The organism is Phytohabitans rumicis, from assembly GCF_011764445.1.
In the GTDB taxonomy this organism is placed as follows: domain Bacteria; phylum Actinomycetota; class Actinomycetes; order Mycobacteriales; family Micromonosporaceae; genus Phytohabitans; species Phytohabitans rumicis.
In genome coordinates this window covers 410,543-436,020 of the sequence record NZ_BLPG01000001.1, presented here as the reverse complement: position 1 = coordinate 436,020, position 25,478 = coordinate 410,543, and the positions used below count along the sequence as shown (strand labels likewise).

Below are 25,478 nucleotides of genomic sequence, written 5' to 3'. Positions count from 1 at the left end.
CGACAGGCCCGCCAGAGGCAAGGGCTTTCCCGGTACCGCGCGAGTGGGGCCGCCTCTACCGTCAGTGGCGAAGGCAGTGGGCGGGGGATGAGAATGTATGCACGACAACCATTGGCGGCAGGTATCCAATCTGGTGGGCGCCGCGAAACATGAAGTGCTGGCGTTGATACCGGGCAACTGTGCCCTGGTCAGCGATCAGGTCGACGAGTGGGGCGGTGCCGGGGAGGCCGGCGCGGCGGCACGAGCGTTGACGATCATCGCGGGGCAGGCGCCGGTGGGTAGCGCCAAGCGCGTGCGGGACCTGCTCGGCGTTCGCACCGAGGTGCGGTCCGGCAGGTACTCCCCGACGCTCATCTTCATCCTGGACCGCAAGCTCGCCATCCTCGGCCGGGGGCGAGCGGCACGGTTGCGGGCGTCGCTGACGCGGTCCGAGGTCGCCATCGAGACGCTCGCGACGATCTTCTCGGACCACTGGAACGAGGCCGAGCCGCTCGACGCGCCGGGCCCGGGGCTGAGCAGCCTCGATCAGAAGGTGCTGCGGTACCTGGTCACCGGTGTGACCGACGACGTCGTGGCGCGGGAGCTGGACATCTCCACGCGGACCGTCCAGCGGCACGTCACGCACGTCATGGAGGTCCTCGGCGCGCGCAGCCGGCTGGAGCTGGGCATCCGCCTCGCCACCCGGGGAATGTTCCTGCCGGTCGCCAGCTGAGGCTCGCACGCGAACGGCGCGGCGTCTGTACGCCGCGCCGTCTTTGGCATCGGCCGTTCAGGAGTATTCGACGAGGCCGTGGCGGATCGCCGTCACGACCGCGGCGGTGCGGTTGGTGCAGCCGAGCTTGAGCAGCACGCCGGCGACCAGGCGCTTGGCCCCGTGGTCGGAGATCTTCAGCCGGCGGGCGATCTGCTTGTTGCTCAGGCCCTCGGTCAGCAGGGTCAGCGTCTCCCGCTCCCGCGGCGTCAACGCCATCGGCACCGAGATGTGCTGCGGGCGCCGGCTGCCGGCGCGGGCCAGGAGTTGCTGCGCGAGCACGGTGGGCATCGGCAGTTCGCCGGCCGCCAGCGCGCGCAGGGCGCTGTCCAGTGCCCGAGCCGACAGGTCCTTCTGGAGCAGGAAGCCGTCGGCGACCAGCCCTTGGGAGAGCACGTTGTCGGCCGCTCGGGCGTCCTCGATGAGCACGAGCGTCTTGGTGCCGGACGCGGCCAGGGCACCGGCCGTCAGCGAAGCGATGCCGTCGAAGAGGCTCAGGATAAGGACATCGGGGGCCGCGTGGACGGGTGTGGCGGCGACGTCCGCGGCGGAACGGTAGTCCCGGACGGCTCGCACCGCGGGCAGGCTCTGCAGGGCAAATCTCAGTCCACTTCGGACGATGTCATTGCGAACCAGCAGCGCGACATCCAGCTGTCGGGTCCGGATGCTCAGGCTGGTCGGGGTGGCGGTAATGGTCATCGTTGCGCCTCTCTCGCTCGGCGTCACGACACCATCGAATCCGACAGTGGTGCCAGTTATCCAGGCCGATGTCTCGTTCCGGACATGAGCGGCGGGTCCCGGTGCGGCGACCGCGGCGGGGCGAGCAGGGCGCCGAGTACCTCCCCGAACTCCGGCGCCGCCAGGTAGTTGCGGGCACAGCGCAGCCGGGGGTCGCAGTCCATGCGTACCCGTTGGGCGGCGCCGGCGGCCGGTACGCCGCCGGATGTCCCCGCGTGGACCAGGGTGTCATGCACGTCGGCGATGTCGATCCAGCGTGCTGGCGGACGCCCCACCGGCATCAGGTCCAGCGGGGCGCCGATGGTGACGAGCGTTGGCGCGGTACCCGGATCAAGGGCGGCCACCGCGCTCAACGCCGCCACGGCACCCAGACAGTGCCCGATGACGGCACGGGTCCGAGGGACGATCGCCGCCCGGACTCGGTCCGCCGCGCGCCGGCCGAGATCGTCGCCGGCGACGTGGGAGCGTACCTGCCGGAGCGCGGCGACCAGGTCGCCGGCCGGCAGGCCAGTGAAGTATCGCGACCACGCCAGCCGGTCCGCGACCGTGCCGGTCCGGCCGGACGGTGGCGCCGCGTCGAAACGGGCCGCCCGCCAGCACCGGTCGAGGACGGCGGCTTCCCAGACCGGGTCGGGTGCGGGCTCGGGGTGGGGGCGTCGTCCAGGTTCACGAGCGTGATGTCACGGTCGGCGTCGAACGCGGGGGCGGGCCACCCGGCCAGCGCGAGCCCGTCGAGCATGGACGTGACCCACTCCAGGCGTACCGAGGCGTCGGTCCGGACCGGGCCGGCGGTGCCGTGGACGATGAGCAACCGGGACACGCGTGGCCTCCGTTCAGCAGGCGTTGATGTGGTAGCCGTGCCGGAGCACGTCCGGCTCCAGGTCGTGCAGGTCGTCCGCCGCCCGCTCCGGGCTGGACAGCCACCGGGCGTGGTACCGGGCGTTCGTCACCCGGTCCAACGCGCCGAGCTCGAAGTCGGCGGACAGGTCGAGGAACTCCGCGATGGACTTCATCGTGGTGGACGGATCCACCATGAGGTCCTCGTACCGCACGAGGAGCAGGCTGTCGATCATTGCGGCGTCGGCCGCCGCGATGTCGTACGCGTGCACCCAGTGCCGCACCACCTGCCGCACGGTGAGCGCGGGCGTCCACTTGCGAGTGCTCAGGGCGACCGGTATCGGATGTCGCATCACGAAGATGAAGCGGGACCCCGCAAACAGGTGCTGCAGGAACCGGAAGCGCAGCAGGTTGGGTGGGGACTTCTCGACCAGTACCGGCCGGCTCAGGTCCCAGTAGCGGGACCACTGCTGGCGCAGCAGCCGGCCGTTGGCGGCCGTAGCCAGCGGCGACCGTTCGGTCATGTGCGCCTCGGGTACGTACGCGAACCGCCCCGGCCCGCCGTGGTGCTCGTCGATGGGGCACACGGTCTGCAGGTGCTGCCCCTCGTCCTCCGGCGCGCCCGTCTGCCGGAAACCGCTGACCTGCGGATGGGTGGCGATGAGCGACGCGAGCAGCGTGGTGCCGCTGCGGTGCAGGCCGCCGAGGAAGACAGTGCGGTGCCGGGTCTCCTGCTCGCCTCGCATGTGCCGACCTCCCTTGCCGTGAGTCCCCAGGCTCGAACACCCGGTGGGTGCGCACCAGCGCCCAACGAGCGGACGAACGGGCAGGCCCCGCCGGGCGGTCAGCGGGTGGGTGCCAGCGCGGGCAGGGCGGCCAGCGCGGTGGCGACCCGGCCGGCCAGCTCCTCGCGGCCGGCGGACCAGGCGACGAACCCGCCCGGGCGGTCGTACCGGGCCGGCCCCGGCACGTCCTGGTAGCCGCCACCGGCGGCCGCGACCAGGACCCGGCCGGCGGCGACGTCCCAGTCGAACACGTCGGCGTTGGCCGCCAGGTCGGCCCGCCCGACCGCGACCCACGCCAGGGACAACGCCGACGAGCCGATGCGGCGTACGTCGGCGCAGACCGACAGCAGGTCGCGCAGGAGCGCGTCCTCCCGCGGGTCGGCGCTGATCCCCGCGGTGGGGATGTCGCACAGCACCAGCGGCGGGTCCTGCGACGGCGTACCGCGGGGGACCGGCGCCCCGTTGTGCCACAGCCGCCCCGCCGCTGCCGTGAACAGCTCGTCGTGCACCGGGTCGTACACGCACCCGCCGGCCGGCTGGCCGTCGATGCTCAGCCCGACCGAGGTGCAGAACAGCGGGATGCCCCGGACGAAGTTGAAGGTGCCGTCGATCGGGTCGATCGACCAGGTGACGCCGCTGCCGGAGCCATCGCCGGCCCGGCCGCCCTCCTCGCCGACGACCACCGACCCGGGTGCCGCGGCCAGCAGTTCGCCCCGGATGGCGGACTCGACGTGCCGGTCCGCCTCGGTGACCACGTCGTGGGCGTACGTCTTCGTCGTCGCCCGCAAGCCGGCCCGGAACTGCTCGCGCAGGAACCGGCCGGTCCGCGTGGCGGCCGCGGCGGCGGCGTCCATCAGCTGTACGGGATCCTCCATCGGGCGACGGTAACGGCTGCGAGGGCCCCGTACGGGTGTCCGGCCTCGAACGGGCATAGCCGTTCGTCCCGCATCAACCTCGCGGTCCAACGAGACTCCCGCCCGGTCCCGCGGCGCCCGAGCATGGTCGTCGGGCCCGTGGGTGCCGGGCGGCCGTTCGTGGACGGAGAGGTGACGCGATGACAGACCTGGCGGAACGCAAGATCTGGGGACGGCAGGGCTCGCGCCCGCGTTCTGATGCGCAGTGGGCGGTAGAGCAGGAGGTGATCGGCCCCGGCCTACAGGCGGTCATGCTGTGGGCGCAGCTCTGCGTGGCCTCGGCCGCCGGCGCCGAACTGACCGATGTGGACGGAAACCTGGTCATCGACTTCCAGGGCGCCGGCGGCGTCAACTCCATCGGGCACGCCAACCCCCGGCTGGTCGAGGCGCTGCGCGCCGACCTCGCCGACGCGCCGGCCGGCGCGTTCGGCTCCGCGGGGCGGCTGGCGATGGCCGGGGTGCTGCGCGACTTCCTGCCGCCGCCGCTGGACCGGATCCAGCTCTACAGCGGCGGTACGGAGGCGGTGGAGGCCGCTCTGCGGCTGGCGAAGTCGGTCACCGGCAAGTACGAGTTCCTGTCCTTCTGGGGCGGCTTTCACGGCAAGACCGCCGGCAGCCTCGCGCTGACCACGGGCGCCCGTTCGGGCCTCGGCCCGCTGCCGCCCGGGTACTTCAGCGCACCGTACGCCAACTGCTACCACTGCCCGCTGAAGCTCACGTTTCCCAGCTGCGGGTTCGCCTGCGTCGAGACCGCCCGCGACACCATCAAGGAGAACTCCACCGGTGCGCTGGCCGCGATCGTCGTCGAACCGGTGCAGGGCCGCTCCGGCAACGTCGTGCCGCCGCCGGGCTACCTGGCGGCGCTGCAATCCGTGGCCCGCGAGTTCGACGCGCTGCTCGTGGTCGACGAGATGATGACCGGCTTCGGGCGCACGGGTGCGCCGTTCGCCTTCCAGCGCGACGGGGACGAGGTCAGCCCGGACATCCTCACCGTCGGCAAGGGCATGGGCGCCGGGTACCCGGTCACCGGCGTCATCGCCTCCGCCGAGACCATGTCGGCGGCACCGTTCTCCGATCCGAGCGCCAGCTCGTCGAGCTTCGGCGCGTTTCCGCTGGCGTGCCGCGCGGTGGCCACCACCACCCAGATCCTGATCGAGGACGACCTGCCGGCGCGGGCGGCGAAGCTGGGCGACGAGATGCTGCACGCCCTGCGCCCGCTCGTGGACGAGGCGCCGCTGGTCGGCGACGTGCGGGGCGCGGGCCTGGCGATCGGCATCGAGCTGGTCACCGACAAGCAGACCCGGCGGCCGGCGCCCAAGGAGGTCATCCGGGACACCTTCCTCGCGCTGCTCGACGCCGGGGTGCTGGTGATGGTCGGCGGCAACACACTGCGGCTGTATCCGCCGCTGACCGTGGACGAGGGCGTGATGCGCGAGGCCGTCGACATCATCCGGCGGGTCCTCGTGGCGGGCCCAAGTGAGGGAGGCCAGCGGTGAAGCCGGCGCTGCGGATGGCGATCGTCGGGTTCGGCACCGCGGGCGAGGCCCGGCTGTCGGCGTACCGGCCGATCGCCGGCGCCGACGTGGTCGCGGTGGTGGAGACGTCGCCGCAGCGGCGGGAGCGGGTGCGGGCGCTGGATCCCGAGGTGCGCGTGCACGCCAGCCTCGACGAGCTGTGGGACGCGACGCCGGTCGACGCGGTGGACATCTGTACGCCGCCGGCGTACCACGGGGAACTTGCCCGGCTCGCGCTGGCCGCCGGGCGGCACGTCATCTGCGAGAAGCCGGTCGCGTTCAGCACGGAGGACGCGCTGGACCTCGTGGCCCACGCCCGGCGCGGGGGCGCGTTGCTCTACCCGGCCCACAACTACGGCTTCTCGCCGATGATGCGGGTGCTCGCCGACGCGGTGGCGCGGGGCCGGGTGGGCAGCCCGATGTCGGGCACCTTCGAGATCCAGCGGGACACCCACGCCCGCGGGGTCGCCGGCTGGCTGCCGGACTGGCGGCGGGACCCGGCGCTGGCCGGCGGCGGCATCATGATGGACCACGGCACGCACTGCGTCTACATGGCGACCCGGCTGTTCGCCGCGGTGCCGGCGAAGGTGACGGCCTCCGCGCGGTGGGCCGGGGGTGACCCGTCCGGTGGCGTGGACGAGGCGATCGACGTACGCCTCGACTTCCCGACCGGCGACTGCACGATCGGCCTGAGCTGGGTGGCGGCGCGGCGCACCAACCGGTACGAGCTGTCGGGCCCGCAGGGTACGGCGAGCGTGCGGGACGGCGTCGCGGAGCTCACCGGCGCCGGCGGCCCGACCCGCGAGGCGCTCGCGTCCCCGACGGGGACTCCACACACCGGGACTGGTTCGCCGGCATGTTCGCCGACTTCGCCGGGCTCGTGTCGACCGGTACGGGCTGGGAGCGCCCGCTGACGGAGGTCGTGACGACGACCGCGGTGGTGTGCGCGGCGTACGAGTCCGCCCGGCGGGGCGGAACGCCGGTCAGCGTGCCGGAGCACCGCCCGGCAGTGACCGGGTGAGCAGCGCCGACCCCGGGGCGGTCCCGGACGTCCGGATCGGCGTGGCCATCATGCACCACCCGCGGCGGCGGGACCGGATCCCCGACCTGGTCCGGGCCTGCGCGCCGCTGGCCGCCAGGGTGGTCACCGACCCCGACCCCGACGGGCCGCCCAGCCCGCTGCGCACGGCCAAACGGGCCTGGCGGGCGGTCGAGGACGGCGTCACGCACCACCTCGTCCTGCAGGACGACATCCTGCTGGTGCGCGACTTCGCGGCGCAGCTACGCCGGGCCGTCGCGCAGCGCCCCGGACACGGCATCTCGCTCTACTCGCACTGGGACAGCCCGCAGAACTCCTACCTGGTGCGGCGGGCGGCGATGGCCGGCTCCCCGTTCGCGCCGCTGTCCCGCCACGAATGGACGCCGACGCAAGGCTTCGTGCTGCCGGCGGCGCGGGCCCGGGAGCTGGCCGACTACCTCGCCGGGATCCCGGACGAGGTGAAGGACGACGACGAGATGGTCGTCAACTACTGCCGGGAGCACGATGTGCCGGTCGTGGCGACCGTGCCGCACCTGGTCGACCACCGCGAGGACCCGACCATCGTGGGGCACGAGGGCCGGTTCCACGCGACGGTGTTCCTCGCCGACCCGACGCTCGGGGCCGACCACTGGCGGCTGCGGGCGGCGACCGAGGAGGCCCTGACGCGGCGGTGCCAGCCGCACGAGCCCCGCGCGTACGCGGTGGAGCTGCGTTCGTCCCGCTGCCACCTGCGGCTGTTCCGCCCCGGTACCGGTGAGCCGGCCGAGCACTACTTCGGCTGGTACTGGGCGGACTGGTGCACGCTGATCGGGGCCGACCCGGACGCGATCATAGAAGGCTTCGACGCGCGCGCGGACCTGCGGGGGGTCCGGGTGCGACGGCTGCGGGCGGTCGCCACCGAGGTGTGGGCGGCCGGCTACTTGCTGGCGGCCGACGCCGCCGGCGTCCGCGGTGCCCGCGAGGAGGCCAGCACCGCCGTCACGAGCGCGCAACTGTCCCGTTCGGCCATGGCCACGTGGGTAGAGTCCGGCCTGTCGGACCGCGACCATCACCGACTGTCCACTGAGGAGCGCCGGGCGCTCGTCGGCGTCGGGCTCGACGGCGCCGCCTGCGGCTGGGTCAACGCCACCCGGCCGCCGCGATGACCGGCAAGACATGGCCATGCCTGTTCGGCTACACCAAGCGCCCGCCCGAACGAGACTTCTGCCCGGCGTAGCGGCGCGTGACGCTGGTGCCGCACCTCTGTACGAACCGCCGTCCCATCGCTGCCGGAAAGGGTTGCCTCATGTCGGAGCAGGACTTCGTCAGCCTGTTGACCGTTCGAGCGGTCACCCATCCGGACCGGCCTGCCCTGGTGTTCGACCCGGATCCGGGTGGCACCGGCGCCGTGCGGTCGCTGTCGTACGCCCAGGTGGACCAGCGGGCCCGCCGCATCGCGGCGCTGCTGCGCCGCAGCCTGCGGCCCGGTGACCGGGTGCTGGTGCTGGACGAACCGGGGTTGAGCTTCGCGGAGAACTTCCTCGGCGCCCTCTACGCCGGGATGATCGCCGTGCCGGCGCCGCTGCCCGACGGGTACAAGCGCCAGCGGGCCCGCCTCGCCGGCATCGCCCGGGACTCCGGCACCGCGGCCGTGCTCACCGACGCGGCCAGCGCCGCCGCCGTCGCCGCCTGGGCGGACGAGTCGGGCCTCGCGATCGCGTGCCTACCCACCGACGAGCTGGAGCTGCCACCGGCCGGCGAGTGGCAGCGACCGGACCTCGACCCGACCACGGTGGCGTTCCTGCAGTACACGTCGGGCTCGACGAGCGACCCGAAGGGCGTGCGTGTCGATCACGGCAACATCCTGTCCAACGTGGGCGCCTTCCAGCGACTCACCGGGCTGGCCGAGCACGACGCGATCGGCGGGTGGCTGCCGATGTACCACGACTTTGGGCTCATCGGGCAGCTTCTGGTGCCGCTGTACATCGGCGGCCGGAGCGTGGTGATGTCGCCGACCGCCTTCCTCAAGCGCCCGCACACCTGGCTGCAGTTGATCGACCGGCACGACATCGTGCTGTCGCCCGCGCCCAACTTCGCGTACGACCTGTGCACCCGGCGCATCACCGACGAGCAGCTGGCCGGCATCGACCTGTCCCGCTGGCGGCACGCGGTCAACGGTTCCGAGCCGATCCAGGCGCGCACCCTGCGGGCGTTCCGGGATCGGTTCTCGGCGGCCGGCCTGCGCCCCGAGGCGGTGCGACCCGGCTACGGCATGGCGGAGACGACGCTGTGCGTGACCGGCAGCGAGCCTGACCTGCCGCCGCAGATTTCCACAGTGGACGCCGACCTGCTCGAACGGCACGTGTTCGCACCCGTGCGAGGTGCCGGCGGGCATGCGGCGACGCGGGACCTGGTCAGCAGCGGGGTGACGGTGCCCGAGTTCGACATCCGGATCGTCGACCCGGCGACGGGGCGGGAGCAGCAGGCGGACCGGATCGGCGAGATCTGGATCCGCGGGCGCAGCGTCGCCCGCGGGTACTGGAACAAGCCGGAGCAGACCCAGGCCGCCTTCGGCAACACCGTCGCCGGCGGGGACGGTGACTTCCTGCGCACCGGCGACCTGGGCATCGTCCACGAGGGACGGTTGTACGTCACCGGCCGGATCAAGGAGCTGCTGATCGTCAACGGGCGCAACCTCTACCCGCACGACGTGGAAGCGGACGTGCGTACCGCGCATGACTCGCTGTCCCGCGGCACCGGCGCCGCCTTTACCGTCGAGGTGCCGCACGAGGAACTGGTGGTCGTCCACGAGTGCCGCGCCCGGCAGCTGACCGCGGCGCAGCTCGGCGAGGTCGTCGCCGCGGTCCGTCAGCTGCTGGCCCGGGAGTACGGCGTGGGCGCGGCCAGCGTGGCGCTGGTCCGCTCCGGCGCCGTACCGCGCACGACCAGCGGCAAGATCCAGCGCCGGCTGGCCCGGGAGCTGTTCCTCACCGGCGCGCTCGACATCGAGTACGAAGAGGTGACCGCCCTGGTGCGCGAGCAGTGCCGCCGGCCGGCACTGGAAACCGTCCCCGCGCGGGCAAGAGTCGCGGATCGGCCAGGGGCATGAGTACGCCCACGATGGCAGCCCGGCCGGCGACCGGGGCGCGGCGGCTGGAGCGCCTGCTCGACGGGCCCGAGGCCGACGTCGTGTTCGCACCGGAGCGGATCGCGGACCACGACGCCGCCGAGGCATTCCCGGTGGACGCCTGCCGGTGGCTCGACGAGGTGGGCCTGCCGGCGTACTACGTACCGGCGGCCTACGGCGGCGCGCTGCACAGCTTCGAGGACCTGGTGCGGCTGGCCCGCGGGGTCGCCCGGCGGGACCTCACGGTGGCCGTCGCGCACGCCAAGACGTTTCTCGGCGCGGCGTCGGCGTGGGCGCTGCCGCCCGGACCGTCCACTGTGCCCGCTCAGACGCTGGCGCGGGCCATCCTAGCCGGAGTACCGGTGTGCTGGGCGCTGACCGAGCGGGGGCACGGCAGCGACCTGCTCGCCGCCGAGGTGACCGCGGTCCGCGAGGGCGGTGGCTACCGCGTCGACGGTGAGAAGTGGCTGGTCAACAACGCCACCCGGGCGGGCATCGTCTGCCTGCACGCGCGTACCGACCCGGCCGGGGGGCCGCGCGGGTTCAGCCTGCTGCTCGTCGACAAGCGCACCCTGGCGGACGCGGCGTACCACTGCCTGCCCAAGGTCCGCACGCACGGCATCCGGGGAGCGGACATCAGCGGCATCGCGTTCACCGGTGCGCGGGTGCCGGCCTCCGCGCTGGTCGGCCCGGAGGGTGCCGGCACCGAGACGGTGCTCCGCGCGCTACAGCTGACCCGTACCGTCTGCGTGGCGCTGTCGCTCGGCGCTGCCGACCACGCCCTGGCGCTCACCCACCGGTACGTGACCGAGCGCGAGCTTTACGGCGGCCACCTGCGCGAGCTGCCGTACGTGCGCCGCACGCTGGGCCGGCTGTACGCGAAGCTGTTCGCCGCCGAGGCGGTCGGGGCCGTCGGCGTACGCGGCGTCCACACGGTGCCCGGCGAGCTGAGCGTGCTCTCGGCCGTGCTCAAGGCGTTCGTGCCGTCCCTTGTGGACAATCTCGTCGCCGGCTGCGGCGAGCTGCTGGGCGCCCGGGCTTTCCTGACCGGCATCCCTATCTACGGCGCGTTTGGAAAGGTCGAGCGGGATCACCGCGTCGTCGGCGTCTTCGACGGCAGCACGTTCGTCAACCGCGCCGCGCTGGTCAACCAGTTCCCGCTGCTGGCACGCACGTACCGGACACGCCCTGCCAGCGTCGACGACCTCGCGCCGACCGCGGACCTGGACCGGCCGGTGCCGCCGTTCGACCCGGCCGGGCTGGAACTGCTCTCCCGCAGCGGCTGCCTGCCCCTGCGCGGCCTGGCCAGCGCCGTCGCCGCGCTGCGCGCCCGGTTGCCCGGCACGGCCTGCGCCGCGCTGGCCCAGGCGCTGCTGAGCGCCTGCGACGCGGTGCACGACGAGATGTCCTGCCACCGCCCGCGCGGGCGGGACGTACCCGCGTCGGCCTTCCACCTCGCCGAGCGCTACGAGATGTGCGTGGCCGGCGCGGCGGCCGTACACGTGTGGCTGCACAACGACGGCAGGCCCGGCACCGGACCGCTGTGGCGGGACGGCCTGTGGCTGTCGGCGGTGCTCGCGGACCTGCTCGACCGGCTCCTGCCCGGTACGCCCGGCGTGCCGGCCACGGCGTCCGGCACCGGCGGCGTGTTCACCGAGTTGTTCGCCGCCATCGAGGCGGAACCCGGCCTGCGGCCGTCGATCCTCGGACCTGGCTCGGCGCGGGAGGCGGCGGCATGAATACCGGCATCAGCGCGCTGGAGCGGCGCCTCGGCGACCCGTGGGACCCGGCCAACCCGCTCGGGCACGAGGCGATCCTCGCGGCCGACGAGCGGGCCGAGATGTTCGCCGACGGCGAGCGGGCGCTCGACGACCACGCGCTCAACGCGGAGTTCGTCCCGGCCAGCCTGGGCGGCCGGATGACCGGTCTGGACCGGCTGATCCGCGTCATGCGCTCGGTCTTCCGCCGCGATCCCTGCCTGGGCCTGGGCTACGGCGCCAGCACGTTCATCGCCTCGGTGAACGTCTGGGCCGGTGGCTCGGACGCGCAGCGCGGCCGCCTCGCCGAGCTGCTGCTCGGCGGCGACCAGGTGGCGTCGGTCTACCACGAGTTGGCGCACGGCAACGACTTCGCCCGGGTCGACTTCCGGGCCCTGCCCGACGGCGCGGGCAACCTCGTGCTGTCCGGCCGCAAGGAGGTGGTCACCAACGCCCGGCGGTGCACCGCGATGGTGATCTTCTCACGGACGGCCGCGTCCGGCGGCGGGCGCAGCCACACCCAGCTGCTGGTGGAGAAGGCGGCGCTGCCGGCGGGGCGGATGCGGTACGTGCCCCGGTTTTCCAGCACGGGCATGCGCGGTGTGCAGCTCGGCGGGGTCGAGTTCACCGACTGCCCGGTGCCGGAGAGCGTGGCGATCGGGCCGCTCGGGTCGGCCATGGAGATCGCGCTCCGCTCGTTCCAGCTGACCCGCACCGGCCTGCCGGCGATGGCCCTCGGCGTGCTGGACACCGGCCTGCGCGCGGCCCTGCGCGGCAGCGGCGACCGGGTGCTGTACGGCCGCCCGGTCACCGCCATGCCGCACACCCGGGCGGTGCTGGCGGAGGCGTTCGTCGACCTGCTGCTCAGCGACTGCCTGGCCACCGTGGTCGCGCGCTCCGTGCACCTGCTCCCGGACCAGAGCAACGCCTACGCCTCGGCGGCCAAGTACGTCGTGTCGGGCCGGGCGATGGCCGCGATGTACCGGCTGTCCCAGCTGCTCGGCGCCCAGTTCTACGTCCGCACCGGCCCGGTCGGCATTTTCCAGAAGCTGGTGCGTGACCTCGCCCCGGCCGGGTTCGGCCACGCCGCGCGGGTGGCGTGCCTGGCTACCGTGCTGCCGCAGCTACCCCGGCTGGCCCGCCGGTCCTGGTCCGCGTCCGACACGGCCCCGCCGGCGCTGTTCCGGTTGGACGACCCGCTGCCGCCGCTGCCGTTCGCGGCGCTGACCGTCTCCTCGGCCCGGGACACGCTGGCCGGGGCCCTGGCCGCCGTGCGGGAGCGCCTGCCGGCCGACGCCGGTGCCGAGCTGCGGGAGCTGGCGGCGGCGTTCGCCGGGGAGCTGGTGGCGCTGCGGGCGGCGGTCGCCGAGGTACGTCCGCACGACCTCGCGGTGGGCGGCGACCCCGCCGCCCTGGACCTGGCCGCCCGGTACGCCACCGTGCTGGCCGCGTCCGCGTGCCTGAACGTCTGGCTGGCCAACCGGGACCACGCCGGCTTCACGGGTGACCCCCGCTGGGTCACCGCTGCGCTGCTGCGGCTCGCCGCGGACGTGGGCCGCGGCTCGGGTGCGCTCCCGGACCACCTGGTCGAGCCGCTCTACGCGGAGCTGAGCGCCCGGTACGCGGCGGCGCACTCGTTCGACCTTTCCCGCGTCGACCTTCCCGGATAGCCAAGGAGCTGGCGAATGAAAACCAACGAGAACCGACCGACCGCCGAGCACCTGCGCCCCTGGCTGGTCGAGCGGGTCGCCGAGTTCACCGAGCGCGACCCCGCCACGATCGATCCGGCCGCGCCGCTTGCCGGGTTCGGGCTGGACTCCGTCTACGCGCTGGCCCTGTGCGGGGAGATCGAGGACCACCTCGGGGTGACGCTGGAACCGACGATCGTCTGGGACCACCCGTCCGTCGACGCGCTGGTCGCGTTCCTCTGCGAAGTCCCGGCCGGGACCCGGCCGTGACATCCCTGCGCGCCGTGTCGGCGTACCTGCCGCCGCAGCGGGTCGCGATCAGCTCGATGCGCGACGAGCTGGGCCTCAGCGACGTGCAGGTGCGCATGTTCCACCGCTACTACGGCCTCGCCGACGTGCTGCGGGAGCCCGAGGGCACGGTCGCCGACCTGATGCTCGCGGCGGCGGCAAAGCTGGACGACCTGCGCGGCCGCGAGCAGGACGTGCGGTACGTGGTGCAGGCCCGCACGCTCCAGGCCATCGCGCCGTACCCCACGAACCCGCTGCACGAGGTCCGCGACCTGCTCGGCCTGGGCCACGCGAACGCCTTCGCGGTGACCCAGCACGCGTGCGCGTCGGGGCTGCTCGCGGTGGACCTGTGCGGCAAGCTGCTGGCCGAGGACGGCGACCCGGCCGCCCTCGCGCTGATCTTCGTCGGCGAGAAGGCGTTCACCCCTTCGGCGCGCATGATCCCGGGTACGGCGATCATGGGGGAGGGCGCGGCGGCGGTGCTCGTCGGGCCGGGCCGCCGGGACCGCATGCTGTCGTACGCCACCGCGACGCACGGGGAGTACAACGCGGGGCTGTCGCTGTCGCCGGAGATGTCCGCGCGGTTCCAGCAGGCGTACCCGGACGCCCTGGCCGAGGTGATCCTCGCGGCGGTCTCGCACGCCGGGCTCACCGTGGCGGACCTGGACCTGGTGCTGCCGCACAACGTCAACCGGGTGTCCTGGGTGCGCGTCGCCCGGCAGATCGGGCTGCCGGTCGACCGGCTCTTCCTGGACAACATGCCCGTCACCGGCCACTGCTTCTGCGCCGACTCCTTCATCAACTACGCCACCGCCCGCGATCTCGGCCTGCTCCGGCAGGGCGAGCGGTATCTCATGGCGGCCGTCGGACTCGGCTCCACCTTCTCCGCGATGGTCTTCGAGCACTGATGGAGGTATCGACATGACGGCCGTACTCGACAGTTTCGTGAGCCGGCTGAAGGCGGCGCTGCTGCCGTCCACCGGCACGCCGCTGGTGTTCCTGGGCAACTTCGAGGTCGAGGAGCGGTGGGGCGCGGGCGAGCCCGGCCTGCCGCGGGTGGCCCTGTCCGCCAGCGACGCGGTGGTGAACCGGATGGATGAGTTCGCCATGCTGCTCGGCGGCCCGGACGACTACGTACTGCTCAAGGGCGAGCCCGACGCCGCCTATCTGGACTACCTGGGCGCGCTCGGCGTGCCGCTGCCGCGCCTGCTCGTGGCCGAGCACACGGACCCGCACCGCACCGTCACCCGGGACGTGCTGGCCAGCCCCGGGCTGCTGGACCGGCTCGCCGCGCTCGCCGGCACCGCCGCCCTGTACCCGCACGGCGTCTCCGCCGACGAGGAGGAACTGGCCGCCCGCACCGGGATCGGCCTGGCGGCGCCGACCGCGGCGGTCTGCCGGACGGTGAACAGCAAGATCTACAGCCGGCAGGTCGCCGACGCCCTCGGGCTGCGCCAGCCGCCCGGCTGGACCTGCGAGACCGTCGAGGAGTTCGAGGCGGCCGTCGAGCGGGGCGCGGCGCTGGTGGCGGCCGGTGGCACGGTGGTGGCCAAGGACGCGTTCGGGGTATCCGGCAAGGGGCTGCTCGTCGTCGACGAGCCGGGCAACCTGGAGCGGCTGCGCCGGATGGTGCTGCGCCGCGCCGAGCGGTCCGGGCAACGGCGGCTGTCCCTGCTGATCGAGCAGTGGGTGGCCAAGCGCGCCGACCTGAACTACCAGTTCACCGTCGGCCGGGACGCGAGCGTCCACTTCGACTTCGTCAAGGAGGCCATCACCGCCAACGGTGTCCACAAAGGACATCGAATGCCGGCTCGGCTGGACGGCCGGCAGGTGGCGGAGCTCACCGGCGTCGCCGGCGCGCTCGGCGCCCGGCTGGCCGCCGACGGCTACTACGGCGTCGTCGGGGTGGACGCCATGGTCGACCCGGATGGCGGCCTCTACCCGGTCGTGGAGATCAACGCACGGAACAACATGTCCACGTACCAGGTCTCGCTGCAGGAGCGGTTCCTCGCCGACGGCGCCGTGGCACTCGCCCGGCAGTACCCGCTGCGGCTGACCCGCCCGCTGCCCTTCGGCGCGGTCCGGGACGCCGTCGGCGACCTGCTGCTGCGCGGCACCGGCCAGACCGGCCTGCTGGTGCACAACTTCGCCACCGTGAACGCCGCCGCGCCCGGCGGGGACGCGGCGGCGGCCTTCGACGGCCGCCTGTACGGCCTGCTGATCGCGGACACACCCGAGCGGCTGGACGCCATGGACAACGAGATCGCGCGGCGGCTGGCCGGCGCGATGGAGGGAGCACAACCGTGACGAGCGAGTTCCAGATCCAGGGCATCACCGCCGCCGAACTGGCCGCGCAGTACGGCACGCCGCTGTACGTCTACGACGGCGACAGCCTGCGCGGGCAGTTCACGACGCTGCGCGAGCTGCTGCACCCCGACCTGGAGATGTTCTTTTCCCTCAAGGCCAACCCGAACGTCTCGGTCTGCGCGTTGCTGGCCTCGGCCGGCGCCCGCGCCGAGGTGTCCTCACTGGTCGAGCTGCGCACTGCGCTGCTGGCCGGGGTCCGGCCCGGCGACATCATCTTCCTCGGCCCCGGCAAGAGCGAGCAGGAGATCGCCGCCTGCCTCGACGAGGGCATCTACGCACTGGTCTGCGAGTCGTTCGGGGAACTGGTCCTGATCGACGCGGCGGCCCGCGAGCGCGGCATGATCGCGCCGGTCCTGCTCCGGGTCAACCCCGCGTTCGCCGTCAAGGGCTCGGGCCTGACGATGGGCGGCAAGCCCCGCCAGTTCGGCATCGACGAGGAGCGCCTGTTCGCCGAGACGGACCTGGTCAAGACGTACCCGGCGGTGCGCCTCGTCGGCGTGCACGCCTACCTCGGCACGCGCATCCTCGACGAGCAGGTGGTGGTCGAGAACGCCCGGCGGATCTTCGCGCTGGCCGAGCGGCTGGCCACCCACCTGGACTTCCCGCTGGAGGCGGTGGACATCGGCGGCGGCCTCGGGGTGGCGTACTTCGCGGGCGAGCGGGACCTCGACCCGGCCGTGCTGGCGCAGCTGCTCAACCCGGTCGTCGCGGACTTCCTGTCCCGCCACGGCGGCACCCGGCTGCTGCTCGAACTGGGCCGGTACCTGACCGCGCCCGCAGGCACGTACGTCGTGCGCGTCCGGTACGTCAAGGAGTCCATGGGGGAGTGGTTCGCCGTCGCGGACGGCGGCACCAACCACCACATGGCGGCCGTCGGCATCGGCTCCTTCGTCAAGCGCAACTTCCCCATGCGGCTGCTCAACCGCGACGGCGACGGGACGGGACCGTGGCACGTCACCGGCCCGCTGTGCACGCCGAACGACACCCTCGGCAAGGCCGTCGAGCTGCCCGAGCTGCGGGTCGGCGACCTGGTCGGCGTGCTGCGCTCCGGCGCGTACGGCCCCAGCGCCTCGCCCGTGCTGTTCCTGAGCCACGGCCACCCCGCCGAGGTGCTCGTCGACGGCGGCCGGTCGCACCTCGTGCGGCGCCGGGACACCGCAGACGACCTGCTGCGCCAGCAGATCCGCTACTGACCACCCGAACCACGCTCGTCGATCCACAGGAGGAGACATGACCACCACTCCCGAGGCCACCCTGGACCGCAGCGACGTCGTCGCCGGTGTCGCCGCGGCCGTCACCGCCGTCCTGAACAGCGACTCGGTGCAGGTCAGCGAGCAGACGCGACTCATGGACGACCTCGGACTGGACTCCACCAACGTGCTGGAGTTGCTGATGAACCTGGAGGACCAGCTCACCGTCACGATTGACTCGGACACGCTGGAACACCGGCACTTCGAGACGGTCGGCACGCTCGCGGACTACATCCTCGAGCAGTCCGGCTAACCGCGATGTACCTGTCCACCGCGGAACCGCCCGCGGCCGGCCCCGGGCCGCTGCGGCTCACCCGGACGGTCGCGCGCGAGTTCAGCGGCGGGTCGCCCTACGAGGGCGACCCGCTGCTGGAGGAGTACCTCACCGACATGACCGGCCTGTACGGCCTCCGGTTCCGCCCCGACCGGTACGCCGCCGGCCCGCGGGTGCCGTTCACCACGATGGCCGACCAGTTGCTGACCGACCTCGACCCGCTGGGCGGACCACTGGACCTCGTGGCGATCGCCCACGCCAGCCCGGACGCGGACCCCCGCCGGGTGACCGCCTGCTACCTGTGCGACGTCGCGCCGGGGAGCCGCTCGCCTTCGCCGTCTCCGACCAGGGACTGGCCGCGCCGTTCACCGCCCTGCGCCTGCTGGGCACGTACGCCCGCGGCTTCACCCACTGCCGGGCATTGCTGATCATCCTGGAGCAGAGCACGCTGCCGTACGACGTGGTGGCCCCGCCGTACCCGCCGCCGACCCGGGACGTCGGCGTCGCGCTCCTGCTGGAGAGCGGCGGTCCGCCGGCCGGCACGGCGGGCATCTCGGTGCGCCGGTACGCCGGCGTCACCCGGGACCGCGCCGCATCCGCGCTGGTCGCGGATCTGGCGGCGGCGACGCCCGGTGACGGCGCCACCCTCCTCGCCGACCCGGGCCTCGGCCCGCTGCCGCGGATCGGCGGCCATCCGCACCGCGTCGCACCGTCCGGTCTCGGGTGCGTGGCGCCGTGGTGGCTCCTGGCGCAGGAGCCGGTGCCGGGCACGACCCGGGTGCTGGCCGCGCACGACCCCGGATCCAACGAACTGTGCGTCACCACGATCGGGATCACCCGCCCGGAAGGGGGACTCGGATGTCCCTGACTCAGACCGCCGCACCGCGAGCGCCGGCCCCGGAAGGGGCTGGCAGGCGCTGGCCCGCCGGCGGGGCCTGTTCGCGGCGCTGACCGAGCTGCACACCGCGACCTGGGCCGGCGTCCTGCCGCTCGGGCCGACCGGGTACGCCATCGTCCCGGCGCTCGTGCTGGCCAGCGCTACCGCGGTCCGCACCGGCGCGGCGACGCCAGCAGGCGACCCGGCCGGGCTGCGTACCGTGGCCGTGGTGCCGGCCGGCGACGGCGACCTGATCGCCGTGCGCTACCAGCCGGCCGGCTCCGGCCCGACCGAACCGGTCGACGAGCTGCCGGAATGGTCGCTCGACCTGGCCCGGCTGCGCCTCGGCCTGTCCCAGGCGCTGCTCGACGCGACGGTCACCCACCTGCGCGAACGCCGCGCCGGCGACGTGCCGTTGCTGCTCCAGCAGCTGGTCAAGGGCGCACTCGCCGACGCGGTGACCGAACAGCTGGAAATGTGCTGCGTGCTGGCCGCCCCCGCGTCCGGCGAGCCGGCCGGAGCGGCCCTGGTCGACCTGCACCGGCAGATCACCCTGACCGACCGGATGCTCCTGCGGCTGCTCGGCGCGAGCGGATTCACCCTGGACGGGCCCGGCCGCACCGTACACGCTTCCGAACTGCTCGCCGACGTATGGGCGGGTGGGCCGCCGCCGGAGGGACACCATGTTTGAACTCGATGACCGGCTGCGCACGGCTCGCCAGCACGCCCGCGACTGGACGGGCGAGCTGCGCGCCGCCGCCCTGGAGCTGGACGCCGATCCGGACGCGATCCACCGGCACCTCGACCTGCCGCCCGTCCGGCATCTGGCGAGCATGCTCATCCCGCCTGCCTACAACCCCAACCCGGTGGTCGTCGACGGCCACCGGTTCTACGGCATGTCGGCCCTGGAGCGGGCCGTCTTCGCCGAGGAGATCGCCAGCGGTGACGCCGGGATGCTGCTCGCCGCGCCGGGCGCCTCGCTGTCCGGAGTCCTGGTCGACCTGCTGGCCGACGACGAGCAAAAGGCGTGGTTCTACGGGCGCCTGCTGGCGGCGCCGACCTGGACGTTCTTCGCGCTCACCGAGCCCGACCGCGGCTCCGACGCCGCCGCCATGCAAACCGCGCTGGCCCCGGCGCCGGACGGCGACGGGTTGGTCCTGCGGGGCGCCAAGCGGTACATCGGCAACGCGGCGCGGGCACAGGTCGGCGTCGTCTTCGCCCGCGACCGGCCCGGCCCGCTGGGTGCCGCGGCCGTGTTCGTCGAGACGGACGCGGCCGGGTTCAAGGCCGAACCGATACCCACCGTCGGGCTGCGCGGAGCCCAGATCTGCGCGGTCACCCTCGACGGCGTGCCGGTGCCGGCCAACCGGGTGCTCGGCCGGCACCTCAGCCCCACCCGCCGAGGCGTGTGGAGCGGCGTGCAGATGTTCAACCGGCTGCGCCCCGGCGTCGCGGCCATCGCCCTCGGCGTCGCGCGGGCGGCACACGAGTACGTGGCCGCCAACCGGCGCGAACTGCGCACCTGGGAGCGGCTGCGCTGGGAGCGCACCGGCCGGCGGATCGACGGCGTACGCCAGCTCATTCACCAGGCCGCCGCGACGGTCGACGCCCAACCCACCAACGGGTACGTCGCCTCCGCGGCGAAGGCGCGCGCGGCGCGGCTGGCCGAGGAGGTGACGCTGGAGGCGCTGGAGTTCTTCGGCGCCGGGGCCCGGCTGGCGCACCCGATGCTGGACAAGCTCGTGCGCGACGCCCGCGGTGTGGAGTTCATGGAGGGCACCGGCAACATCCAGCGGCTCAACGTCTTCCAAGGGCTGGTGCAGGGCAAGCTCAACCGTGGCTGACAGCAGCGGCCCGGCCGGTGGGATCGATGTGTGAACGATCCCGCTGGCCGGGCCGGCGCGGTGGATCAGCGCTCCACCTCGCCGCGGATGAACCGCTCGACCGCGTCCCGCGCCGTCGCGTCGTCGTACTGCTGCGGCGGCGACTTCATGAAGTACGAGGAAGCGGACAGGATCGGCCCACCGATGCCCCGGTCCAGCGCGATCTTGGCCGCGCGTACCGCGTCGATGATGATGCCCGCGGAGTTCGGCGAATCCCAGACCTCGAGCTTGTACTCCAGCAGCAACGGCACGTCGCCGAAGCCGCGGCCCTCCAGGCGTACCAGGGCGTGCTTGCGGTCGTGCAGGAACGGCACGTAGTCGCTCGGCCCGATGTGCACGTCGCCGGCGGCCAGCTCGCGCGGGATCTGGGAGGTCACCGACTGGGTCTTGGAGATCTTCTTGGAGACCAGCCGGGTGCGCTCCAGCATGTTCATGAAGTCCATGTTGCCGCCGAAGTTCAGCTGGTACGTGCGGTCCAGTTGCACGCCGCGATCCTCGAACAGCTTGGCGAGCACGCGGTGCGTGATGGTCGCGCCCACTTGCGACTTGATGTCGTCGCCGACGATCGGCACGCCGGCGTCGGTGAACTTGGCGGCCCACACCGGGTCGGAGGCGATGAACACCGGCAGCGCGTTGACGTACGCCACCCGGGCCTCCAGCGCGCACGTCGCGTAGAACCGGCTCGCCGCTTCCGAGCCGACCGGCAGGTACGACACCAGGACGTCGGCGCCGGACCCGCGCAGGGCGCGCACCACGTCCACCGCGTCCTCGTCCGACTCGTCGATCATCTCCCGGTAGTACAGGCCGAGGCCGTCGAGTGTCGGGCCGCGCTGCACCGGCACGTCGAGCGGTGGCACGTCGCAGAACTTGATGGTGTTGTTGTTGCTGGCGCCGATGGCATCGGAGACGTCCCGCCCGACCTTCTTCGCGTCCACATCGAACGCGGCGACGAACTCGACGTCGCCGACGTGGTAATCGCCGAAGGTCACGTGCATCAAGCCGGGCACCCGGCTGGCCGGGTTCGCGGTCCGGTAGTACTCCACCCCCTGCACCAGCGACGCGGCGCAGTTGCCGATACCGGCGATCGCAACGCGGACTGTGCCCACGTGATCCTCCTTATGGTTGGTACATCCATCCAATGCGGGCGCGATATCACGGGCCAGATCGATGTCCTAAACCAGACGTGGACCGTACGGGCGCCCAGATGACCCGGGCCGGCACGGCCGCGGACGGCATACTGAACAGCGTGCGCTCCTGGCTGGACCGGCTGCCCCGGCCCGCGCCGTCCCTGGTCGACGGGTTCATCGCGGTCGCGGTGCTGTGCGCCTCGGTGGCGCCGCTGCTGGTCTCCGCTTCCGGCTCGTGGTGGCATCTGCTGCTCGCGACGTTCGCGTCGGTGCCGCTGTTCTGGCGCCGGCGCTGGCCACTGCTGGTGGCGCTCATCGTCGGTACGGCCACCAGCGGGCTGGCCATGGTGCACCGGTTGCCGCCCCTGCCGTTCGGGTCGCTGGTCGCCACGTACACCTTCGCCGCGCTCAGCCCGGCGCCGTGGCGGCTCGTGGCGATGGCCGTGCAGTCGGTCGCGGTGGTCCTCTCGCTGCTGTTGCCGGCCGAGGGGCCGGCCTCATTCGGGTACGTCGGGATGGCGTACGTGGCGGCGTACGGCCTCGGCACGGGGGCGCGGGCCCGCCGGGCGCACATCAGCATGCTCGAGGAGCGGGCGGCCCGGCAGGAGGAGGAGCGGGCCGCCGCCGCCGCGCGGGAACGCAACCAGGTGGCGCGGGAGGTGCACGACATCGTCGCCCACACCGTCGCCGTCATGGTCGTGCAGGCCGAGGCGGGACCGGTCGCCGTACGCAAGGACCCCCGACTGGCCGAGGAGGCGTTCGGCGTGATCGCCGACAGCGGGCGGGAGGCGATCCTCCAACTGCGCCGCTCGCTGGCCGCGCTGCGCTCGCCCGAGCAGGATGGGCCGCCGGCCGGCCAGCCGGGCATCGCGGACCTGGAGCGGCTCCTCGACGAGGCGCGCGCGGTCAACCTGCGGGCCGGCGTCGAGCGCCACGGGCGCCAGCGTCCGGTGCCGGACGAGGTGGACGTCGCCGTCTACCGCCTCGTCCAGGAGGCGATCACCAACACCATCAAGCACGCCAACGCCACCGCGCTGCGGGTCCAGGTCCGGTACGGGCAGCGCGAGGTGAACGTCGAGGTGACCGACGACGGGCAAGGCGCGACCCAGCCGCGGGCCGGTGGGTACGGGATAATCGGCATGCGCGAGCGGGTGACCGCGTGCGGGGGTACGCTCCGCGCCGGGACAGGGGCCGGCGGGCGCGGCTTCACCGTCGCCGCGACCCTGCCCACGCAGTAGGCCGACCGGGGAGGAGCACGGCGTGTCGGACCCACCGATCCGGGTGCTGGTCGTGGACGACCAGGCGCTGGTCCGCAGCGGCTTCATCATGATCCTCGACGCCGAGCCCGACATCAGCGTGGTCGGCGAGGCGGCCGACGGCGCGCAAGCGGTGGAACTGGCGGTGAGCCTGCGCCCCGACGTGGTGGTGATGGACGTCCGGATGGAGGTCATGGACGGCGTCGAGGCGACCAAACGGATCTGCCACCTGACCGACGCCAAGGTGCTCGTGCTGACCACCTTCGACCTGGACGAGCACGTGTACGACGCGTTGCGCGCCGGCGCCAACGGATTCCTGCTCAAGACCATCTGCCGCGCCGAGCTGGTGGAGGCGGTGCGGGTGGTCGCCCGGGGCGAGGCGCTGCTGGCCCCCACGGTCACCCGCCGGCTCATCGAGGACCTGATGCGCCGCCCGCACGCGGTGCTGCGCCCGCCCGCCCGGCTGGCCGAGCTGACCACCCGGGAGGTCGAGACGCTGCGGCTGCTGGCCCGAGGGCTGTCCAACGCCGAGATAGCCGCGCAGCTCACGGTCAGCGACCACACGGTCAAGACGCACGTGAGCAACGTGCTGTCCAAGCTCGGCCTGCGCGACCGCGTCCAGGCGGTGGTCTTCGCGTACGAGTCCGGGGTGGTCGCCCCCGGCGCCGACCCGGACTAGCGCCCGCCGATCAAGGGCGAATGGTCGTGGTTCGATCTCCCATCCACGACCATTCGCCCTTGATCGACGCAGAAAGCCTTGATCGATTGTGGAGCGCGGAGGGTGCGGCCGCGGGAGCGACGGTTTGGACCGCGACGGGCGTCGCGGTAGCTCAGAACTCGATCTTGAACCTGTACCTGATCTCAAATCTCCATAGCCGAACTCCCCCGCTGTGCTGAGGGGCGGATTCCCCCGCGCTGGCGATCCCTTTCCACGACCGGGTGGTGACGATGAACTCGACACTGCCCCCGCTCGAGGAGATCGCCATGATCCGCTTCATCACCGGCGCCGGGCGGCGGCATCCCATCGCCGTCCTGGTCGTGTGGCTGCTCATCACCGTCGCCGGGTTCACCCTCGGCAACGCGGTGTTCGCGCGCATGACCACCACGGTGGGGACCGTCCCCGGCAGCGAGGCCCAACGCGGCGCCGAAGCCCTGGGTGACGCCAAGCTCGCACCCCCGGTGATCACCGCCGTGGTGTCCGGGCCGCCGGCCAGTACCCCGGCGTTCCGGACCGCCGTCGAGGCGGCCGTCACCGACCTGCGGGTGATCCCCGGCGTGGTCGCCGTCTCCGAGCCGTTCGGCCCGACCGCCCCGGCGGCGCCGGACGGGCGGGCGGTGGTCCTCGACGTCGAGCTGGAACACCAGGGCGACCTGCTGGCCAACCGGGTCGCCGATCGGATCCGGGACATCGGCGACACCGCCGGCGTCACGGTGGCCGTCTCCGGCGGGCCGCTGACCGACGCGGAGTTCAACGAACAGGCCACATCGGACACTCGCCGCGCCGAGATCATCTCCGCGCCGCTGCTGCTGATCCTGCTGCTGATCGTGTTCGGCTCGCTGCTGGCGGCGGGGATGCCGCTGCTGATCGCCATGGTCGGCGTGGGCGGCACGTTCACCGCGTTGCTGGGGTTGAGCTTCGTCACCGACGTGTCGATCTACGCGATCCAGGTCACCACGATGCTGGCCATCGGGCTCGGCGTGGACTACGCCCTGCTGATGGTCAGCCGGTTCCGCGAGGAACGGGCCACCGTCGAGGACTTCGACGAGGCTCTGCGGCGGGCCACCGAACGCGCCGGCCGCACCATCGTCTTCTCCGGGCTGACGGTCGCGGTCAGCCTGGCCAGCCTCCTGGTCTTCGAAGACCCGTTCCTGCGGTCGATCGGGCTGGCGGGTGCCGCCGTCGTCGTCATCGACATGCTGGCGGCGATCACCCTGCTGCCCGCGCTGCTGCGCTTGTTCGGCCGGCGGATCAAGCCGGTGCGGCGGGTGCAGGGCCGGGCCGTGCCTTCGCCCTGGTGGCACGCGGCGTGCAGCGCGCGCCCGTGCTGGTCACGCTCGCCGTCGTGGCCGGGCTCCTGGTGCTGGCCCTGCCGGCCGCCGGCACCCGCCTGGACACCAGCAACCCGAAGTCGCTGCCGGCCGGCAGCCAGACCCGTCAACTGGCCGACGCGCTGGCCGAGCACTTCCCGGACCTGGGTGGGCCGAGCGCCGTGACGGTGGTCGTGACGGCCGCGCCGGACGACCCGCGACTGGCCACCTTCGCGAACGAGATCGGCGCCGTGCCGGGCGTCGCCGCGGTGCACAGCGGCCGGACCGGCGGCGGCCTGACCGTCCTGCAGGCCACGCCGGAACACCCGACGAGCAGCCCGGAGACCGGGCGGGCGGTCGAGCGGATCCGCGCGCTGGACGCGCCGTTCCCGGTACTGGTCACCGGCGACGCGGCTCGCTTGGTGGACTACAAGGACCAACTGCGGGCCCGGGGGCCGTACGCCGCCGGCGTGGTGGTGCTGGCGACGTTCCTGCTGCTGTTCCTGTTCACCGGTTCGCTGCTGATCCCGGTCAAGGCCGTGCTGACGAACCTACTCAGCCTCGGCGCGGCGTTCGGCGTCGTGGTGTGGGTATTCCAGCAGGGGCACCTGGCCGGCCTGTTCAACGCGAGCGACCTCGACGGGATCGACCTGACCGTGCCGGTGGTGGTCGCCGCCATCGCGTTCGGCCTGTCGACGGACTACGAGGTGTTCGTGATGTCCCGGATCCGGGAGCGATGGCTGGCCGGCGCGCCGTCCGACCTCGCGGTCCGTGACGGGCTGCGGCGCAGTGGCGGCATCGTGACGGCGGCGGCGTTGCTGCTGATGGTGGCGTTCGCCGGGTTCATGACCGGCGGGTTCGCCCCGATCAAGGAGGTCGGTCTGGGCCTGGTCCTCGCCGTGGCGATCGACGCCACCATCGTCCGGATGCTGCTGGTGCCGGCGTTCATGACGATTCTCGGCCGGGCCGCCTGGTGGCCGGGCCTGCGCGGCGGCGCCC

24 protein-coding genes and 1 pseudogene are annotated in these 25,478 nt (G+C 73.1%); 19 read left to right on the top strand and 6 right to left on the bottom strand.

Annotation, left to right across the window (positions count from 1 at the left end; genetic code table 11):
• The first annotated feature begins 97 nt into the window (after window positions 1-97).
• On the top strand, window positions 98-712 hold the full coding sequence (locus Prum_RS01915; protein ID WP_173073436.1) for a helix-turn-helix transcriptional regulator: 615 nt from the start codon (window positions 98-100) through the stop codon (window positions 710-712).
• 57 nt (window positions 713-769) lie between these two features.
• On the opposite strand, the gene Prum_RS01910 is transcribed toward Prum_RS01915, so the two are convergent.
• The 5 genes from Prum_RS01910 to Prum_RS01890 all read right to left on the bottom strand — a co-directional run bounded on the left by Prum_RS01910 (window position 770) and on the right by Prum_RS01890 (window position 3,986).
• Window positions 770-1,450: a LuxR C-terminal-related transcriptional regulator gene (locus Prum_RS01910; protein WP_173073434.1), complete on the bottom strand. Its 681-nt coding sequence runs from the start codon at window positions 1,448-1,450 to the stop codon at window positions 770-772.
• A gap of 56 nt (window positions 1,451-1,506) precedes the next feature.
• Complete coding sequence (locus tag Prum_RS01905; protein ID WP_173073432.1) at window positions 1,507-1,851, bottom strand: hypothetical protein; 345 nt, start codon at window positions 1,849-1,851, stop codon at window positions 1,507-1,509.
• Window positions 1,839-2,309 carry a hypothetical protein gene (locus Prum_RS01900; protein ID WP_173073430.1) on the bottom strand — a complete coding sequence of 157 codons (471 nt, stop codon included), beginning with the start codon at window positions 2,307-2,309 and terminating at the stop codon, window positions 1,839-1,841. The genes Prum_RS01905 and Prum_RS01900 overlap by 13 nt, the downstream gene beginning before the upstream one ends.
• Window positions 2,310-2,322: 13 nt before the next feature.
• Window positions 2,323-3,072 carry a sulfotransferase family protein gene (locus Prum_RS01895; RefSeq protein ID WP_173073429.1) on the bottom strand — a complete coding sequence of 250 codons (750 nt, stop codon included), beginning with the start codon at window positions 3,070-3,072 and terminating at the stop codon, window positions 2,323-2,325.
• Between the two features lie 98 nt (window positions 3,073-3,170).
• Complete coding sequence (locus Prum_RS01890; RefSeq protein ID WP_173073427.1) at window positions 3,171-3,986, bottom strand: inositol monophosphatase family protein; 816 nt, start codon at window positions 3,984-3,986, stop codon at window positions 3,171-3,173.
• 179 nt (window positions 3,987-4,165) lie between these two features.
• Between Prum_RS01890 and Prum_RS01885 the strand changes: the two genes are divergently transcribed.
• The 14 genes from Prum_RS01885 to Prum_RS01820 all read left to right on the top strand — a co-directional run bounded on the left by Prum_RS01885 (window position 4,166) and on the right by Prum_RS01820 (window position 20,029).
• Entirely contained in the window at window positions 4,166-5,521 is a 1,356-nt protein-coding gene (locus tag Prum_RS01885) for an aspartate aminotransferase family protein (RefSeq protein ID WP_173073425.1), read from the top strand.
• Entirely contained in the window at window positions 5,518-6,453 is a 936-nt protein-coding gene (locus Prum_RS01880; RefSeq protein WP_173073423.1) for a Gfo/Idh/MocA family protein, read from the top strand. Before Prum_RS01885 ends, Prum_RS01880 begins: the two co-directional genes overlap by 4 nt.
• A gap of 103 nt (window positions 6,454-6,556) precedes the next feature.
• Window positions 6,557-7,723 carry a hypothetical protein gene (locus Prum_RS01875; protein ID WP_173073421.1) on the top strand — a complete coding sequence of 389 codons (1,167 nt, stop codon included), beginning with the start codon at window positions 6,557-6,559 and terminating at the stop codon, window positions 7,721-7,723.
• A gap of 140 nt (window positions 7,724-7,863) precedes the next feature.
• On the top strand, window positions 7,864-9,666 hold the full coding sequence (locus Prum_RS01870; RefSeq protein ID WP_173073419.1) for a fatty acyl-AMP ligase: 1,803 nt from the start codon (window positions 7,864-7,866) through the stop codon (window positions 9,664-9,666).
• Entirely contained in the window at window positions 9,663-11,423 is a 1,761-nt protein-coding gene (locus Prum_RS01865) for an acyl-CoA dehydrogenase family protein (RefSeq protein WP_173073417.1), read from the top strand. The genes Prum_RS01870 and Prum_RS01865 overlap by 4 nt, the downstream gene beginning before the upstream one ends.
• On the top strand, window positions 11,420-13,111 hold the full coding sequence (locus Prum_RS01860; protein ID WP_173073415.1) for an acyl-CoA dehydrogenase family protein: 1,692 nt from the start codon (window positions 11,420-11,422) through the stop codon (window positions 13,109-13,111). Before Prum_RS01865 ends, Prum_RS01860 begins: the two co-directional genes overlap by 4 nt.
• Before the next feature lie 15 nt (window positions 13,112-13,126).
• The gene (locus Prum_RS01855) at window positions 13,127-13,399 is read left to right on the top strand and encodes an acyl carrier protein (RefSeq protein WP_173073413.1); all 273 of its coding nucleotides are present in this window, start codon (window positions 13,127-13,129) and stop codon (window positions 13,397-13,399) included.
• Entirely contained in the window at window positions 13,396-14,325 is a 930-nt protein-coding gene (locus tag Prum_RS01850; RefSeq protein ID WP_173073411.1) for a 3-oxoacyl-[acyl-carrier-protein] synthase III C-terminal domain-containing protein, read from the top strand. Before Prum_RS01855 ends, Prum_RS01850 begins: the two co-directional genes overlap by 4 nt.
• A 13-nt stretch (window positions 14,326-14,338) precedes the next feature.
• A complete protein-coding gene (locus Prum_RS01845) occupies window positions 14,339-15,724 on the top strand; it encodes a preATP grasp domain-containing protein (protein ID WP_173073409.1) in 1,386 nt (461 codons plus the stop codon).
• Window positions 15,721-16,977: a type III PLP-dependent enzyme gene (locus Prum_RS01840; protein ID WP_173073406.1), complete on the top strand. Its 1,257-nt coding sequence runs from the start codon at window positions 15,721-15,723 to the stop codon at window positions 16,975-16,977. The genes Prum_RS01845 and Prum_RS01840 overlap by 4 nt, the downstream gene beginning before the upstream one ends.
• A 37-nt stretch (window positions 16,978-17,014) precedes the next feature.
• Window positions 17,015-17,287, top strand: a complete 273-nt coding sequence (locus Prum_RS01835) for an acyl carrier protein (RefSeq protein WP_173073404.1) — start codon at window positions 17,015-17,017, stop codon at window positions 17,285-17,287.
• 322 nt (window positions 17,288-17,609) lie between these two features.
• Window positions 17,610-18,176 (top strand): hypothetical protein, encoded by a 567-nt coding sequence (locus tag Prum_RS01830; RefSeq protein WP_173073402.1) that lies wholly within the window; start codon window positions 17,610-17,612, stop codon window positions 18,174-18,176.
• A gap of 157 nt (window positions 18,177-18,333) precedes the next feature.
• Window positions 18,334-18,876 (top strand): acyl-CoA dehydrogenase family protein, encoded by a 543-nt coding sequence (locus tag Prum_RS01825; RefSeq protein WP_173073400.1) that lies wholly within the window; start codon window positions 18,334-18,336, stop codon window positions 18,874-18,876.
• On the top strand, window positions 18,869-20,029 hold the full coding sequence (locus tag Prum_RS01820; protein WP_173073398.1) for an acyl-CoA dehydrogenase family protein: 1,161 nt from the start codon (window positions 18,869-18,871) through the stop codon (window positions 20,027-20,029). Before Prum_RS01825 ends, Prum_RS01820 begins: the two co-directional genes overlap by 8 nt.
• 65 nt (window positions 20,030-20,094) lie before the next feature.
• Here the strand turns inward: Prum_RS01820 and Prum_RS01815 are convergent, their stop codons facing one another.
• Window positions 20,095-21,174, bottom strand: a complete 1,080-nt coding sequence (locus Prum_RS01815) for an inositol-3-phosphate synthase (protein WP_173073396.1) — start codon at window positions 21,172-21,174, stop codon at window positions 20,095-20,097.
• A 77-nt stretch (window positions 21,175-21,251) separates the two neighbouring features.
• Between Prum_RS01815 and Prum_RS01810 the strand changes: the two genes are divergently transcribed.
• From Prum_RS01810 to Prum_RS50705, 4 genes and pseudogenes are all read left to right on the top strand, one after another.
• Window positions 21,252-22,433 (top strand): sensor histidine kinase, encoded by a 1,182-nt coding sequence (locus Prum_RS01810; RefSeq protein WP_173073394.1) that lies wholly within the window; start codon window positions 21,252-21,254, stop codon window positions 22,431-22,433.
• 22 nt (window positions 22,434-22,455) lie between these two features.
• Window positions 22,456-23,130, top strand: a complete 675-nt coding sequence (locus Prum_RS01805) for a response regulator (RefSeq protein ID WP_281368827.1) — start codon at window positions 22,456-22,458, stop codon at window positions 23,128-23,130.
• A gap of 269 nt (window positions 23,131-23,399) precedes the next feature.
• Complete coding sequence (locus Prum_RS01800) at window positions 23,400-24,665, top strand: MMPL family transporter (protein ID WP_173073392.1); 1,266 nt, start codon at window positions 23,400-23,402, stop codon at window positions 24,663-24,665.
• Window positions 24,662-25,450: pseudogene (locus tag Prum_RS50705) on the top strand (MMPL family transporter); the annotation flags it as partial. The gene Prum_RS01800 and the pseudogene Prum_RS50705, both read left to right, overlap by 4 nt.
• Window positions 25,451-25,478: the final 28 nt, after the last annotated feature.